The organism is Burkholderia sp. MR1-5-21, from assembly GCF_053427715.1.
Genome location: NZ_JBSAXD010000028.1, coordinates 31,266 through 45,210 on the forward strand (window position 1 = coordinate 31,266; position 13,945 = coordinate 45,210).

A 13,945-nucleotide genomic window follows, 5' to 3' on the forward strand; every position below is an offset into this window, starting at 1 on the left:
GCTCGATAAACGATGACAGGTCTGCCCGTGCGCGTAACGAATGCGCGTCGCGGGTCTCGCAGGCGTGCGCTGACGCTACGGTCACGCTTTCCTGGCATCAACCGGAGCCGGTTGAATTCCGACCACGCGTTGTCCTTCCTTGCCGTCCTCGACTCGCCAGCCTTGCGCGTTCAGCGTCTCCCGTATCTCATCGGCCTTTGCCCAGTCCTTTTCCGCTCTGGCCCGCTCGCGCTCGGCGAGCAACGCCCGGATGCTGTCCGGAACGTCGGATGCAACCGGCATCCAGTCGCGCAACCCAAGACCCAGTACTTGATCGAAGCTGTCCACCGTCGCTCTCAAGGTTGCCGGCGGAAGGTCGCTTTTGACGAGTTCCCAAAGCACGGCCAGCGCCCTGGGCAGGTTCAGGTCGGCATCCACTTCGGCGTCGAATCGCGCGGCGAAATCCGGATCGACGCGGCCGCCTTCGGGCCACCCGGAATAGAGCTGCCGCAGCCGGTTCAACGCTGTCTGCGCGGCCTCGACGGACGCCCAGCTGAAATGCAGCTTGCTCCGGTAATGCGCCGTCAGGCACAGGTAACGGTATGCGAGCGGGTCGATGTTGCGCGTCTGCAGCGTTTCCAGACGAACAAAATCGCCACTCGACTTCGACATCTTCGTGTCGGCATCGAGCGTCAGAAAGTGTCCATGCATCCAGAAGTTCGCGAGCCGCGTGCCGTGGGCCGCCTGGGTCTGTGCAATCTCGTTGCTGTGGTGCACGGCAATGTGGTCTTCGCCGCCGCAGTGGATGTCGAACCAGACGCCGAGGTATTTCGCCGACATGGCCGAGCACTCGATATGCCAGCCCGGGAAGCCGCGTCCCCACGGGCTGTCCCATTCCATCTGCCGCTTGACGTCCGCCGGACTGAACTTCCATAACGCAAAGTCCGTCGGGTTTTGCTTGGAGCCGACTGCGACGCGCTTGCCCGCCTGCAGGCCAGCAGGGTCGAGTCGCGCCAGAAAGCCGTAGTCGTCTTGCCTGCTCGTATCGAAATAGATGCCGTCATCGGTCCGATACACATAGCCGCCGCGTTCCAGTTCGCCGATGAACGCGATCTGTTCGGCGATGTGATCGGTTGCACGGCACCATACCGTCGGCTCCAGCAGGTTCAGCGCGCGCCAGTCCGCGACGAACGCGTCGGTATAGCGCCGGGCGATGGCCCACGCCGACTCGCCGGTCCGCCGGCTGCCTTTTTCCATCTTGTCTTCGCCTTCGTCGGCATCGGAAGTCAGATGACCCACGTCGGTGATGTTGACGACGTGCCGGACGTCGTAGCCGTTGCGCATCAGTGCGCGACGCAGGATGTCTTCGAACACGTAGGTTCTCAGATTGCCGATATGCGCGTGGTCGTAGACGGTGGGGCCGCAGCAATACAGGGCGACCCGACCGGCGTCGATGGGCGTGAACGGGCGCACGGTACGCGACCAGGTGTCATACAGCGCAAGCGGCATCGAGTTTCTCCGTCCCGAAGGTGTCGGGCCAAAACAAAAAGGCCGCCGGTTTTGCAACGGGCGGCCAGTAGGCAATTGAATGAATGCGTAGCTAGATCGCTAGACGCATCTTCCCCCTGGCACGTTCGGACAACATGCACGGACCAGCGAAGAGGGGAGTCGGGTTTGAGCGAGCATGACGACGATCCTAACGTCTGTGGGCTGCGCAGGTCAACATCGTCGAACGGCTGCTTGCGGCGCGGGCTTTCGAACCACGACGCCGGTATCGAACGGATAAAAATTACTCGCGACCCGCGCGATGCATTCCGGGAAAAGGTACTTGTGACCGTAAGGAATGCATTGAATCGAACGAAGCGCCGGAATATCCCGGAAAATAAATCGAAAAAAATCGGCGGCGCGAATTGCCTGCTATTCGTCTGAAATTAAAGCGGTCATCATCGCGCTGCAACGTGACGACGTTACGCTGCACGTCATACAGACTGCGCTGAATGGTCTCGAGGAAGATTTCACCGATCACGGATTTCAATAAATCGGGCTGGCCAACCATTCACGTGAATGATCGCCAAATTCAGGAGAGCATCACTCATGGTCGAAAAAAAACAAATTCGTGCTGCGCTTCTCGCCGCAGCGATCGCCACGATTGCACCGGCCTGTCACGCGTATAACACCACCGACTGGCTGGCGAATACCTATGGCACGCTCGCGGCCCACGTGGGCAATACCGCGCGTGCCATGTGGGTCGCGCCCGAAGGCGTGATCTATACGGCCTCCATGTGGGACGAATACGAGGGCGGCGTCGCCATCTACCAGAACGGCCGCAGCGCCGGCTCGATCGGCGTACACGGTGAATTCCAGGGCAGCGCCATCACCGGCAATGCCACCTCGATTTTCGCGGCGCTCCAGTACAACAAGTCGTACGGAAGCGGCGCGGTGGGGCGATACAACCGCACCACCCGGATGCGCGATCGTCTCATTCAGGTCACTGCGTCGACCGACCAGCCTCGGGTCGACGTCGTCACCGGACTCGCCACCGCGGGCTCGCTTCTGTACGCGAGCGACTTCTATGGCAATCGCGTCCGGATCTACACCACCGACGGTGTCTGGCAGCGCGACATCAACCTGTCGAGCCCCGGTGCGCTTGCCGTGGATGGCGCCGGCAACGTGTGGGTCGCCCAGAAGCGTGCGGGCACGATCGTCGAGTTCGGTCCGACCGGCGCGCTGCTGAACACGATCCGGATGCCAGGCGGGTCGCAGCCGTCGGCGCTCTATTTCGATGCGTCATCGGGACAACTGATGGTCGGGGACGAGGGCCCCGACATGAACATCAAGCGCTACACGCTCACGGGCAGGCCGGCGCTGGCCGATACGTTCGGCATTCGGGGCGGCTATCTCGACACCACGACGGGAATCAAAGGGCAGGTCGGCGCAAAGCGTTTCACCCGCATCGCCGGCATCGGCAGGGACACCGCCGGCAACCTCTATGTGCTCAACAACCCGTGGGGCGGCGGCTGGGACCTCGGCCGCGACGGCGGCACCGACATTCACGCGTACGACGGTGCCGGCAACCTGCGGTGGACACTCCAGTCCCTCAACTTCGAGGGCGTCGCCGCGCCGGACCCGGTCACGGATGGCGCGTTGTTCTATGGTGGCACCAACATCTATACCGGCAGCGCGGGCGGCACGTTCGTCGCGAACACCGTCGACCCGTTCACCTACCCGTCGGATCCGCGCATCAACGTGAACGATCCGCAGCGCGACGAGCATTTCGGGCAACTTGTCGCCGTTGGCGCGAACCGGATCCTCGTGGCGTCCGGCCAGAACCCGGCGGTCTTCTACTTCTTCCATTTCAACGCGGCGAACGGCTACATCGCGATTCCGGATGCGTCGATTCCGGGGCCGGCGTTCAATACGACCCAGCGGGTCATGAACGGATTCTGCGTCGACAGCAACGGAGGCGTGTGGGCCGGTCTGGACAAGACCGGTTCCATCTACCACTACCCGCTGACCGGTTTCGACGCAACCGGCAAGCCGACGTGGGGACCCGGTGTTCCGATCCGCATTCCGCAGAGCATCCAGCCGCTGACGCGCATCATCTACCTCGCGGACAGCGACACGATGATACTCGCGCAGGGCATCGTCGGGAGTACCGACTGGACGGCGATCGGCACGCGGGTCGAGGTGTATCACGGCTGGAGCGCGGGCAACACCACCACGCCGAATCCGGTGATCAATCTCACGAGCTCCGGCGCCAAGTCGATCGATGCGGCCGGCAACCATCTGTTCGTCGGCTACTGGTACAGCAGCAGCGGGCAAGCCAAGCCGAACGTCGACGCCTTCAATCTCGCGACAGGCAACCTCGACACCACGCTGGTCAACACCAGCAGCACGACGGTGGACGCCAGCAGCGCGCTCGATTCGATGTACGGCATCAGGGCGTATCGACGATCGACGGGCGAGTACGTGGTCACGAAGAACAACGTCAAGGGCTCCAGCGTCACCGTTTATCGCTGGACGCCCTGATCGCGCTGTCGTGCCGGCATGCAACCCGATCACGCCGTGCCCAGCAGCGCCTTCGGTTCGAGGAACGCCTCGAGCCCGAACGTGCCGTATTCGCGGCCGATGCCCGATTGCTTGAAGCCGCCGAAGGGCGCCGCCGGTTCATGTGCGAGCGTGTTGACGAGCACGCGTCCCGCTTCGATCTGCGCCGCCACCGCGCTGGCACGCCGGGCATCGGACGAGCAGACGTACGCCTGCAGGCCGTAGCGCGTATCGTTGGCGATTGCGATCGCTTCGTCGGTATCGCGGTATGCGATGATCGACAGCACCGGTCCGAATATCTCGTCGCGCGCGATGGTCATGTCGTTGCGTACGTCGCTGAACACGGTCGGACGCACGAACCAGCCCGCGTCGACGCCATCGGGACGCCCGTCGCCACCGGCAATCAGGCGTGCGCCTTCGTCGATGCCGATGCGGATATAGCGCTGCACGCGCTCCCATTGCCGCTCGCTCACCATCGGGCCGATGCGCGTGCGCGGGTCACGCGGGTCGCCGGACCGGTAGTCCGCAACCGCGGCGGCGATTTTCGCCTCGAATTCCGCAAGCCTGGCCTGCGGCACCAGAATGCGCGTGCCGGCGATGCATGCCTGTCCGCTGTTCATGAAGCCGGCCTCGAGCGCGAGTGGCACGGCTTCGTCGAAGTTCGCGTCGTCGAGCACGATCATCGGCGACTTGCCGCCGAGTTCCAGCGTCACGCGCTTGAGCGTGTCTGCCGCCGTGCGCAGGATCGTCTTGCCGACGGCCGTCGATCCCGTAAACGACAGCTTTGCGACGTCGGGGTCCGAGCAGATCTCCGCGCCGACCGTGTCGCCGCGGCCCGTCACGATATTGAACACCCCCGGCGGGAGACCCGCTTCGTGCAGTGCCTCGGTGACCACGCGCGTCTGGATCGCGCTCATCTCGCTCGGCTTGACCACGGCCGTGCAGCCCGCGGCGAGCGCCGCCGCGAGCTTGCCGCAGATGAAGCCCGCATCGCTGTTCCACGGCGTGATCAGCCCGGCGACGCCGAGCGGCTGCATCACCACCTCGGCCGATCCGGCGCGGCGGACGAACGAATACTGCTCGAGGGTCCTCGCCGCTTCCAGCAGCACGTCGCTCGCGTGACGGGCCATCCAGCGGCCGCGCGACACCGGGGCGCCGTATTCGTCGATGATCGCTTCGAAGAGCTCATCCTCTTTCGCGGCGACGGCTGCATGCATGCGCCGCAGCATCTCCACACGCTCGAGCTTGTCCGTGCGCGAGAACGCCGGGAATGCGCGTTTGGCCGCCGCGATCGCGGCGCGCGCGTCGTCGGCGTCGGCAAGCCGCACGCGGCCGATCACCTGCTCGGTCGACGGGTTGAAAAGATCGAAGCGCTCGTCGCCGTGCGGCGTCACGAACGCGCCGTCGATGTAGATCTGGTCGATGGTCTGCATGGTCTGTCCAGGAATGCGTTGTCGTTCATGCAAGATAGGCCGTCGTCATTGCGCTGACTAGCCGTACAATCGTGGATGACTTGTTGAGCAGAATAGGACAATGAAAACCTCCGGACTTGGCGAACTGGAAGCCGTTCTGGCCGTTGCGCGGCATCGCAGCTTCCGCGCGGCGGCGACCGAATTGAGCGTGTCGACGTCCGCGCTGAGCCACGCAGTGGCTGCGCTCGAAGCGCGCATCGGTGTACGGCTGTTCAATCGCACGACCCGCAGCGTGTCGCTCTCCGAGGCGGGAGACCAGTTCGTGCGCAGCATCGCGCCGGCCCTGTCGACCATTCAGGCCGCATTCGAGCAGGCCGGCAGCTTTCGCGACACGCCGTCAGGCACGTTGCGCATCAATACGTCGGCGGGCGCGGCGAATCAGGTGATGCCGGTCTTCATCGCGTTTCTGGAGCGTTACCCCGAGATGAAGCTCGACATCGTCACCGAAGGGCGGCTGATCGATATCGTGCTCGAAGGATTCGACGCGGGCATTCGTCTGATGGAATCCGTGCCGCAGGACATGATTGCCGTGCCGTTCGGCGACAGGCAGCGCTTTGCGGTCGTCGGCAGTCCGGCCTATTTCGCGCGGAACAAGCCTCCACGCACACCGTCGGATCTCGCCGCGCACCGATGCATCCGCAGCCGGATGCCGAGCGGGGCCATCTACCAGTGGGAGTTCGAGCGACACGGCGAGACGTTGCGCATCGACGGCGACGGCGCAATGACGCTGGACGATGCGGGCCTGATGCTTGCGGCGGCGCGCGCGGGGCTTGGCCTCGCGTACTTGACCGAATGGAACGTCAATGCGGATCTGGAGGCCGGCACGCTGGTGCGGGTGCTTGAAGACTGGACGCCGGCGCTGGACGGGTTGTGCCTGTACTATCCGGGCCGGCGCCATGTGCCCGCCGGGCTGCGCGCATTGATCGACACGATCCGCGAATATGCGGACGCCAATGCCGCACGCGTGGCCGGGAAGAGAAAACGTCGTGCGCCGTCGGCGCATGGCACACGGCGCTGAAGGGCGCGGTCGGGATCACTCGGACTGAGCGAGAAACAGCCGGATCTCGTCGGCGAGCCAGTCCCGCAACGCGCACACCTTCGGGTCGTCCCGGTTGCCGATGCGATAGACGAGATCGTGGCCGCGCTCGGCCTTCAGGCGGACCTGGGGGAAGGGCGCAACCAGGCGCCCGGCCGCAATGTCGTCCGCGACGATCACGCTGCGCCCCAGCGCGACGCCTTCACCGCGGATCGCTGCCTCGATGGCGATGCTTCCGTGACTGTAGGCCGGACCGCGATCGCTACGCACGCCGGCCACGCCGGCCAGCACAAGCCATTGCTCCCAGTTGGCCAGCATGCGGTCCTCGTGCAGCAGCGTACAGCCGGCAATGCTTGCCACGGACGCCATGCCGCCCATTTTTGCCCGATAGGCAGGACTGCAGACCGGTGTCACGGTCTCTTCCAGAACCCGCTCGGCGAGCACGCGCGGGTAGCGGCCGCTTCCATAGCGTATCGCGACATCCACGTCTCCGTCGTTCAGGTCGACATAGGTGTCGGTTACGTCGAGGTGGATGTCGAGTTCGGGGTGGAGGGCCTTCAGCCGATGCAGTCGCGGCGCGAGCCACTTGTTCGCAAAGGAGACGCTCGCGTTGATCTTCAGGCGCGCAACGTTGTCATGCGCACGCAGGCGTTCCGATTCCTTCGTCAGCTCGGCGAGCACGCGGGTCACGGCCAGCAGGAACTCGGCGCCGGCTTCGGTCAGGACGATCCGCCGGGTCAGGCGCTGGAACAGCGCGATGCCAAGATGGCTTTCGAGCGTCTTGATGTGCCGGCTCACCGCGCCGTGCGTGACGTGCAGTTCGTCCGCCGCCAGCGTCATGCTCAATAGCCGCCCGGTTGCTTCGAAGGCGCGCAGCGTTTGCAGAGGGGGGAGCCGGTCGAACACGGTCGGGACATGTGTGAGTTTTGCTCACGCATTATATGACGACAAATGGTTTGTCAGGCAAGTGAGCCGTCGTCAATATCCGCACGTAGCCGCACGGCGTCGTTGGCCGCGATGGATGGCGTTTCAATTGCGTCTGGCGGTGGCAGGTTCGTTGGCTTCGGAATGGCGCTCGCGCTTGACGTTTGAAGCAGTGACGCCCCGTGCGATCTTCAAAGTTCCCGTTTTTCGTATTGATTTGCCGATCATGAATCTTCTTGTTTTCAAGCTTCTCGTCACGCCGCTGCTGTTGTTGGCTGCAACGATGGCCGCTCGCCGCTGGGGTGAGGCGGTCGGCGGGTTTCTGGTGAGCCTGCCGCTCACGTCGGGGCCGATCTCGGTGTTCCTGGCACTGGAGCACGGATCTGCGTTTGCAGCGCACGCCACGGCGGGATCGCTGATCGCGACAGCGGCACAGGTCGCCTTCTGCATGGCCTATTGCCGACTGGCGACCCGTGGATGGCCGGTGGCGCTGGCGGGCGCCTGTGCTGCGTTTTCCGTCGTGGCCGGCTTTCTGCAATGGTGCGCGCTGCCGGAAATCGGCCTGTTCATCGTCACCATCCTGGCCGTCGCGCTCGCGCTCAATCTCATCTCGAACAACACAACCAGAACCGGCAGGCTCGCTCCCTCCTGGTGGGATCTGCCGTTGCGCATGGTGCTGATCGCCGGCCTCGTGATCAGCGTGACGCTGATCGCGCCTTATGTCGGGCCCGAAGCGAGCGGCGTGCTCGCGTCGTTCCCGTTCATGCTGATCATTCTTGTGGTGTTCGCTCACCGCATGAGCGGACATGCGACCGCGCAGCAATTGATACGCGGCATGGTCGCGGGGCTGGTGGGCTTTGCGTCGTTCTTCTATGTGCTGAGCATGATGTTGACGCGGACAAACATGCTTGCCGCATACGGCAGCGCAATTCTTTGCACGCTCGCGATACAGGCGGTTTCGTTGTACCGGATGCGTCTTCCGGCCGCTTTGCCGACCGAGTAGTTCGATAGGAGGACGTGACCATCACGTTGAACCTTGTCAGTCGAAAGTCCGCGAAACAATGTCGTCGGCAAACAGATTCGCCAAACCAGGCGTGACTGGATGGCCGGCATGCAGCGCGAGTCTTGTGCCCCGGCAGAGCCGGGGCGGCATGAGGTGGCGCAAGTCAGAAGCCGCTGGGTTTGTCCCAGAGATTCAGCGATTGGCCAATCCCTTTCTGCTGGGCGTTCTTGCACATTTCGAAACCCCAGCTGATGTCGAAGACGGACATGCCGCAGGCAATGAAAATTACCCGGTCTTTGGCGCTCTCCCGGCCGGGTTTCACGCCGTTGACGACATCGCCCAAGCCGGTCGAATCCGCCAGCGAGGGCAATTTGCCGGCATCGATCAATCGGTAGAACGGGCCGCCAATCACGCCGCTGTAGTAGGCTTCCTTGTTGCCGGACGCGATCGCGTCCTCGACATACGCCTCTTGCAGCGGGGTGTGATCGAAGACGATCTTGCAACGGGTCAGGAACGATTCGTCGGTGTTGAACGGACCCGACACCAGAATGGTCGCCCCTTCCTTGATCCACTCGTCCTTGAAGTAGAGCGGCTTCAGGCGCGACGCGGCGACGGTGATCACGTCAGCATCACGGAAACCCTTTTCGGCCTCGTCGACGCCGATCGCGCTGATGCCGTATTTCTCCTCGACCCAGCCGGCAAACTCGTTCGCCTTGTCCAGGAAGACGTCGAAGCAGATCACCTTCCCGACCGCGCCGAGCTGGGTCATGATCGCGGTGAAGCATGCTTTGTTGATCGGTCCGCAGCCGATGACCGAAACCGTTCTCGCATCCTTGTTTGCCAGGTACTTTGCACCGACGCCAGGCACCGCGCCGGTTCGCGCGGCACTCAGCAGGTTCGCCGACATGAGTGCCAGCGGCGCGCCCGTGTCCTTGTCATTGAGCATCATCGTGAGAATCGAGCGCGGCAGTCCCTTGTCGGCATTGGCGTGATTCGAGCCGTACCACTTGTTGCCGCAGACATCGAAACGTCCGCCCAGATAGCCGGGCATGGCGGCAAAGCGGCGGTCCGGGCCCGCTACGGGCATGTTCGGGAACTTCGTCTCCTTCGGAAAGACGATGTTCATCCCGTGATTGTTGTGATTGGCGCCACCCATCAGGTAATCGCCCTTGCCGAGCAGGCTGAAGGTCTCCTCGCAAACGGAAACGCAACGCTCGGCATCGAGAACGCCGGCTGCAATCATGTCCGGTTCGGAAAGGTAGAGAAAGTCGATCTTCGGATACATTTGGCTAACCTCTTTCAAGTAGGTGATAGGGAGTGGCGCTGATCGCCGACAGATTCGCCGCGTCAGAATCTGAGGAACTGCGAGATGTCGTAGAGGTGGCAACCGGGATTACGCGCATTCGCCCGCATCAGAAAATTCAGCTTTTCAATGCGCTCTCCCGAGCGCGGCGCGCCATTTTTCTGAAATGGAACTTCGAGGCCAACGGAAAAATCCATCACGACGTCGTCCACGACCCCACCGGAGCGGCCGGACGGCACGGCAATCATCCCGTGGGCCGTGGCGAATCGATACGCATCCATTGCCTCGGTGATCGTGCCGACCTGATTGGGTTTCAGGATGAAGCCGTCGACCGCGCGCGTTTCGTATGCCTTCCTCAGCAATTCGAGGTTGGTCACGGTGAGGTCGTCGCCGAGTACGATGGTCCGCTTGAGTTCGCGAACCGCTTTGCTGTAGCCAGTCCAGTCGTTCTCATCGAGCAGATCCTCGATAAAGACGAGGTTGAACCTTTCGGTCAGAAATCGGGCATAGGCGATCAGTTCGTCCGACGACACCCGTTTGCCTTTCAGCAGGTAGGTGCCGCTTTCCTTGTCGTACATCTCGCTCGACGCACAGTCGAGCGCAAAGGCAATCCGGCCCGTATAGCCACATGCGTCAATGGCTCTCTGCATCAGCGCCAGGACAATTTCGGGGTCGTCCGATGGTGCGGCGTAGCCGTAGGAACTTGCGGTGTGCGGCTTGTGCCCCAGGTACTCCGTCAGCACATCGGCGAGTTTCTGGAATACCGCCACCGCCATCTCGATCGAATAATCGACGCTGTCGGTGCCGTAGGGCACGATCAGGAACTCGTTGAATGCCTGGGTCAACCCGTCGTATCGCCCACCGTTGATCACGTTGAAGCAGGGGACCGGCACGGTCCAGATGTCGCGGCCTGCGATGTGGTTGTAGAGCGGGACGGAGCGTGCGTCCGCCGCTGCTCGGAAAGCCGCAATCGATACCGAGTAGATCGTATTGCCGCCGAGTCGCCTTTTGTCGGGCGTGCCGTCGAGGGCGATCATCTTTTCGTCGATGGCGCGCTGGTCAAACACGTTCATGCCGATCAGCGCCGGGCCAATGACATTCGTTGCGAGGTCGACTGCCTTATGAACGCTGAGCCCTTTGTAGGTTGAAGGGTCGCCATCCCGCAGCACGTACGACTCGTGCATGCCCACCGAGGTGCCGGTCGGCGCTGCGCCCCGACCGATCGCGCCACCTTCGGTGCGGATCTCGACTTCGACAGCGGGACGGCATTTGCAATCGATGATCTGCTGCGCCCGGACGGATGCGATTCTGTCTTCCATGTCAGGCACCCCCATTCAGTTCCGGAACATAAAGAATGTTCAGGTCGCACAGGTTGGTGCCTGTATTACCGGTAAAGACGGTAGAACCCACTGCGTCGAGCGCCTCGAAGCAACTGTGCTCGCGCAGTGCCTGATACAGGCTGATTCCTTTTTTGGCCGCAGCGTCGAAGCTGGTGGAGTCGGTGATCCCGCCGGCGACCTTCGCCGTGCCATCGGTGCCTTCGCTATCGATCGACAGCAGGCAGGCCCCGTTGGTCTTGGCCGCCGTGATCGCAAAGCTCACGGTCATTTCCTGGCCCGGGCCGCCATGACCCTTGATCACGCTGTTGTCGCCGATCAGCGTCGTGACCTCGCCGGAGCTGAGCAGCACGCAGGGTGGCTTGATCGGGTTGCCGTATGTCTGGATCTCGCGCGCGACCGAGGCGAAGAAGGTCCCGGCGTCACGGCTTTCGCCCTCGAGGAAGGACGACACGATCATCGCCGGAATACCCATCTCTTCACAGATTTCCTTCGCGTAAATGCAGGAATCCGGCAGCGTGTTGAGCAGGAAATAGGTGTTGTCGGGGAATGCCTTGGGCGTTTCCGCTTCCGGGCCTGCGCTCATCAGATAGTCGACGACGCTCCTGGGCAGGCGATCCGCGACATTGCGATTGATGATCGTGTCGCGCGCATCGTCCAGCGTCGTCATGTCGGGGCCGATCGGCGTGCTCTTGTAGGCCGCATACGGCACGGCGATATCGCCCGTGGCAGGCGAGCCCACCGCGTCGCTGATGCCGAAACCGATCAGCTCGGCGCCGACAGCCTGGATGCGCTTCGCCAGCATTCCGCCGTTGAGGGCCGAGATATGACGACGCACCGCATTGATTTCGTAAATGCCTGCGCCGGATTTCAGCAGCACGTCCGTGGTGTCGATCTCATCCTGCAGGGTGATGCCGTCGATCGGACAGGACATCAATGCCGAGCTGCCGCCGCTGATCACCGCAATGAACAGGTCGTCGGGGCCAGCCTGATCGACGAGCTCGATGATCTTCTTCGATGCGCGATGACCTTCTGCGTTCGGCAGCGGATGCCCGCCGACGAATACGTCGGTCTTGTTGAATCGGTCCGTTTCTTCGCTGATCTTGACGATGGCGATCCCTTGAGTCAGGCGGTCACCCAAAACATGATCCACTGCCATCGCCATATGATTGCAGGCCTTGCCCGCGCCGATCAGATAAACGTTGCGCTTTCGCGCGAGATCCCACGAGCGTGTGCCGATATGCAGCACGCTGCCCTCCATGCGCATGATGCTCCGGATCCGCTGATAGCTGTCCAGCTTCTCGAGTGTCCGGTCGGCAATCTCGAGCACGATTCGCCTGGATATCGCATCGCCTTGCGAGAGTATTTGATCTGTATTCCGAATCTTTTTCATGCTAGGACACTCGTTGTGTTCCGGTAAGAAAAGAACTTTCGATGGTCAGTGTCTGTCGGCAGCCTTTCGCGGGGGGCCGGCGTCGGAGAGGAACTGTCGAGCAACAGCGCCTCTTCGCGGACATTACTGGGTAGCCAGTTCGAAAATCGCGTCGACCTCCACGGCTACGCCGCGAGGAAGGGAGTTGCATCCGACTGCGGCGCGCGTATGGCGCCCGGCTTCGCCGAGGATGGCGATGATCAGATCCGATGCACCGTTCACGACCTTGGGGTGGTCCTTGAAATCCGCGGCAGCATTGACGAACCCGCCCAGCCTGACGCAGCCGACAACCTGATCAAAATCACCGCCGACCGCCCGATTGACCTGCGTCAGGATATTGATCGCACAGATTCGGGCGGCTGCCTGCCCCTCTTCGAGGGAAAGATCTGCACCAAGCTTGCCGACGTATTGGTCAACGCCGCCGGACACCGGAACCTGGCCGGACACATAAAGCAGATTACCCACCCGCTTGGTCGCGGCAAAATTGGCCCCCGGGGTGACGGGAGTGGAAAGTTCGATGCCGAGATTGCGCAACCGCTGTTCGAGACTTGCACCCATCATTGACCTCCAAGCGAAGGGATTTGCTGCACGTATGGACCGCATCGCTCGATTGCGACGCGCGTCGTTTCCTCAGGTGGCCGCTCCCACCAGTCGAGCTCGGAGAAGATCTCGAGTTCGAACGGCCCCGTATAGCCGATTTCGTCAAGCCATCCCTTGATGCGCGGAATGTCGACCACACCATCGCCGACCATGCCGCGATCGCGAAGATTTCGCGTCGGCACCAGCCAGTCGCAGTAGTGAAACGTGAGGATCCGGTCGGGGCCGGCACGCCGGACTTCTGCTTCGAACATCGGATCCCACCAGCAGTGGTAGACGTCGGGCACTAGTCCCGCGGCGTCACCGAGCTCATCGCAGAGGTCGTTTGCCACCTTGATCGAGTTGAGGACGCTGCGGTCACCTGCGTACATCGGATGAAGCGGCTCGAGGCCCAGCTTGACGCCGACTTTCCGCGCATGGGGGGCAAGTTCGAGGAGCGCATCGCGCACCCGCGCGCGCTGGCCTGCGATGTCCTTGCTGTCCGGAGGCATCCCGCCGACCACCATCATCAGGCAGCCGGCGCCGATTTCAGCCGCTGCATCGAGCAATCGCCGGTTGGTATCGATTGCGCCGGACATGCTGCTGGCCACCGAGACGTTGAACCATTCGCTCGTACACAGCGACGGCACCCACATTTCCAGATCCCGAAGATGCTTGCGTGTCTGTGCGACGCCGTAATCTTCCAGGAAGTGACGCCAGACAGCGATGCCGCTCACGCCCTGGCGTTTGTATCCTTCCAGCGCCTCAGGCATCGACCACTTTGGCGTCGTGATCTGGTTGATTGCAAATCGCGAAAGATCAAAACTCATCTCGGA

General features: G+C 62.5%; 12 protein-coding genes. 4 read left to right on the plus strand and 8 right to left on the minus strand.

Annotated features, from left to right (window positions below; all coding sequences use genetic code 11):
* Positions 1–81 precede the first annotated feature (81 nt).
* A complete protein-coding gene (gene cysS / locus ACV229_RS30410; RefSeq protein ID WP_448086789.1) occupies positions 82–1,488 on the minus strand; it encodes a cysteine--tRNA ligase in 1,407 nt (468 codons plus the stop codon).
* Positions 1,489–1,653: 165 nt separating this feature from the next.
* Between cysS and ACV229_RS30415 the strand changes: the two genes are divergently transcribed.
* Positions 1,654–1,908 carry a hypothetical protein gene (locus ACV229_RS30415; protein ID WP_448086790.1) on the plus strand — a complete coding sequence of 85 codons (255 nt, stop codon included), beginning with the start codon at positions 1,654–1,656 and terminating at the stop codon, positions 1,906–1,908.
* A gap of 165 nt (positions 1,909–2,073) precedes the next feature.
* A complete protein-coding gene (locus ACV229_RS30420) occupies positions 2,074–4,008 on the plus strand; it encodes an SMP-30/gluconolactonase/LRE family protein (protein WP_448086791.1) in 1,935 nt (644 codons plus the stop codon).
* A 29-nt stretch (positions 4,009–4,037) separates the two neighbouring features.
* Here the strand turns inward: ACV229_RS30420 and ACV229_RS30425 are convergent, their stop codons facing one another.
* Complete coding sequence (locus ACV229_RS30425; protein WP_448086792.1) at positions 4,038–5,459, minus strand: aldehyde dehydrogenase family protein; 1,422 nt, start codon at positions 5,457–5,459, stop codon at positions 4,038–4,040.
* Positions 5,460–5,559: 100 nt separating this feature from the next.
* On the opposite strand from ACV229_RS30425, the gene ACV229_RS30430 reads away from it, so the two are divergent.
* A complete protein-coding gene (locus ACV229_RS30430; RefSeq protein ID WP_448086793.1) occupies positions 5,560–6,516 on the plus strand; it encodes a LysR substrate-binding domain-containing protein in 957 nt (318 codons plus the stop codon).
* 15 nt (positions 6,517–6,531) lie between these two features.
* Here the strand turns inward: ACV229_RS30430 and gcvA are convergent, their stop codons facing one another.
* Positions 6,532–7,440: a transcriptional regulator GcvA gene (gene gcvA / locus ACV229_RS30435; protein ID WP_448086794.1), complete on the minus strand. Its 909-nt coding sequence runs from the start codon at positions 7,438–7,440 to the stop codon at positions 6,532–6,534.
* Between the two features lie 115 nt (positions 7,441–7,555).
* Between gcvA and ACV229_RS30440 the strand changes: the two genes are divergently transcribed.
* On the plus strand, positions 7,556–8,461 hold the full coding sequence (locus ACV229_RS30440; RefSeq protein ID WP_448086795.1) for a hypothetical protein: 906 nt from the start codon (positions 7,556–7,558) through the stop codon (positions 8,459–8,461).
* A gap of 163 nt (positions 8,462–8,624) precedes the next feature.
* Here ACV229_RS30440 and ACV229_RS30445 read toward each other — a convergent pair whose 3' ends face one another.
* From ACV229_RS30445 to ACV229_RS30465, 5 genes are all read right to left on the minus strand, one after another.
* The gene (locus tag ACV229_RS30445) at positions 8,625–9,746 is read right to left on the minus strand and encodes a tyramine oxidase subunit B (RefSeq protein ID WP_448086796.1); all 1,122 of its coding nucleotides are present in this window, start codon (positions 9,744–9,746) and stop codon (positions 8,625–8,627) included.
* Positions 9,747–9,808: 62 nt separating this feature from the next.
* Positions 9,809–11,083, minus strand: a complete 1,275-nt coding sequence (eno, locus tag ACV229_RS30450; protein WP_448086797.1) for a phosphopyruvate hydratase — start codon at positions 11,081–11,083, stop codon at positions 9,809–9,811.
* 1 nt (position 11,084) lies between these two features.
* Positions 11,085–12,494: a glycerate kinase type-2 family protein gene (locus tag ACV229_RS30455; protein WP_448086798.1), complete on the minus strand. Its 1,410-nt coding sequence runs from the start codon at positions 12,492–12,494 to the stop codon at positions 11,085–11,087.
* 123 nt (positions 12,495–12,617) lie between these two features.
* Positions 12,618–13,091 carry a RidA family protein gene (locus ACV229_RS30460; RefSeq protein WP_448086799.1) on the minus strand — a complete coding sequence of 158 codons (474 nt, stop codon included), beginning with the start codon at positions 13,089–13,091 and terminating at the stop codon, positions 12,618–12,620.
* Positions 13,091–13,939 carry a sugar phosphate isomerase/epimerase family protein gene (locus ACV229_RS30465; protein WP_448086800.1) on the minus strand — a complete coding sequence of 283 codons (849 nt, stop codon included), beginning with the start codon at positions 13,937–13,939 and terminating at the stop codon, positions 13,091–13,093. Before ACV229_RS30465 ends, ACV229_RS30460 begins: the two co-directional genes overlap by 1 nt.
* Positions 13,940–13,945: the final 6 nt, after the last annotated feature.

Excerpts from the sequence above, each read along its gene's own strand:
- cysS (WP_448086789.1), bottom strand. The coding sequence starts at position 1,488 with ATGCCGCTTGCGCTGTATGACACCTGGTCGCGTACCGTGCGCCCGTTC.
- ACV229_RS30420 (WP_448086791.1), top strand. The coding sequence starts at position 2,074 with ATGGTCGAAAAAAAACAAATTCGTGCTGCGCTTCTCGCCGCAGCGATC.
- ACV229_RS30425 (WP_448086792.1), bottom strand. The coding sequence starts at position 5,459 with ATGCAGACCATCGACCAGATCTACATCGACGGCGCGTTCGTGACGCCG.
- ACV229_RS30430 (WP_448086793.1), top strand. The coding sequence starts at position 5,560 with ATGAAAACCTCCGGACTTGGCGAACTGGAAGCCGTTCTGGCCGTTGCG.
- ACV229_RS30440 (WP_448086795.1), top strand. The coding sequence starts at position 7,556 with ATGGCGTTTCAATTGCGTCTGGCGGTGGCAGGTTCGTTGGCTTCGGAA.
- ACV229_RS30445 (WP_448086796.1), bottom strand. The coding sequence starts at position 9,746 with ATGTATCCGAAGATCGACTTTCTCTACCTTTCCGAACCGGACATGATT.
- eno (WP_448086797.1), bottom strand. The coding sequence starts at position 11,083 with ATGGAAGACAGAATCGCATCCGTCCGGGCGCAGCAGATCATCGATTGC.
- ACV229_RS30455 (WP_448086798.1), bottom strand. The coding sequence starts at position 12,494 with ATGAAAAAGATTCGGAATACAGATCAAATACTCTCGCAAGGCGATGCG.
- ACV229_RS30460 (WP_448086799.1), bottom strand. The coding sequence starts at position 13,091 with ATGGGTGCAAGTCTCGAACAGCGGTTGCGCAATCTCGGCATCGAACTT.
- ACV229_RS30465 (WP_448086800.1), bottom strand. The coding sequence starts at position 13,939 with ATGAGTTTTGATCTTTCGCGATTTGCAATCAACCAGATCACGACGCCA.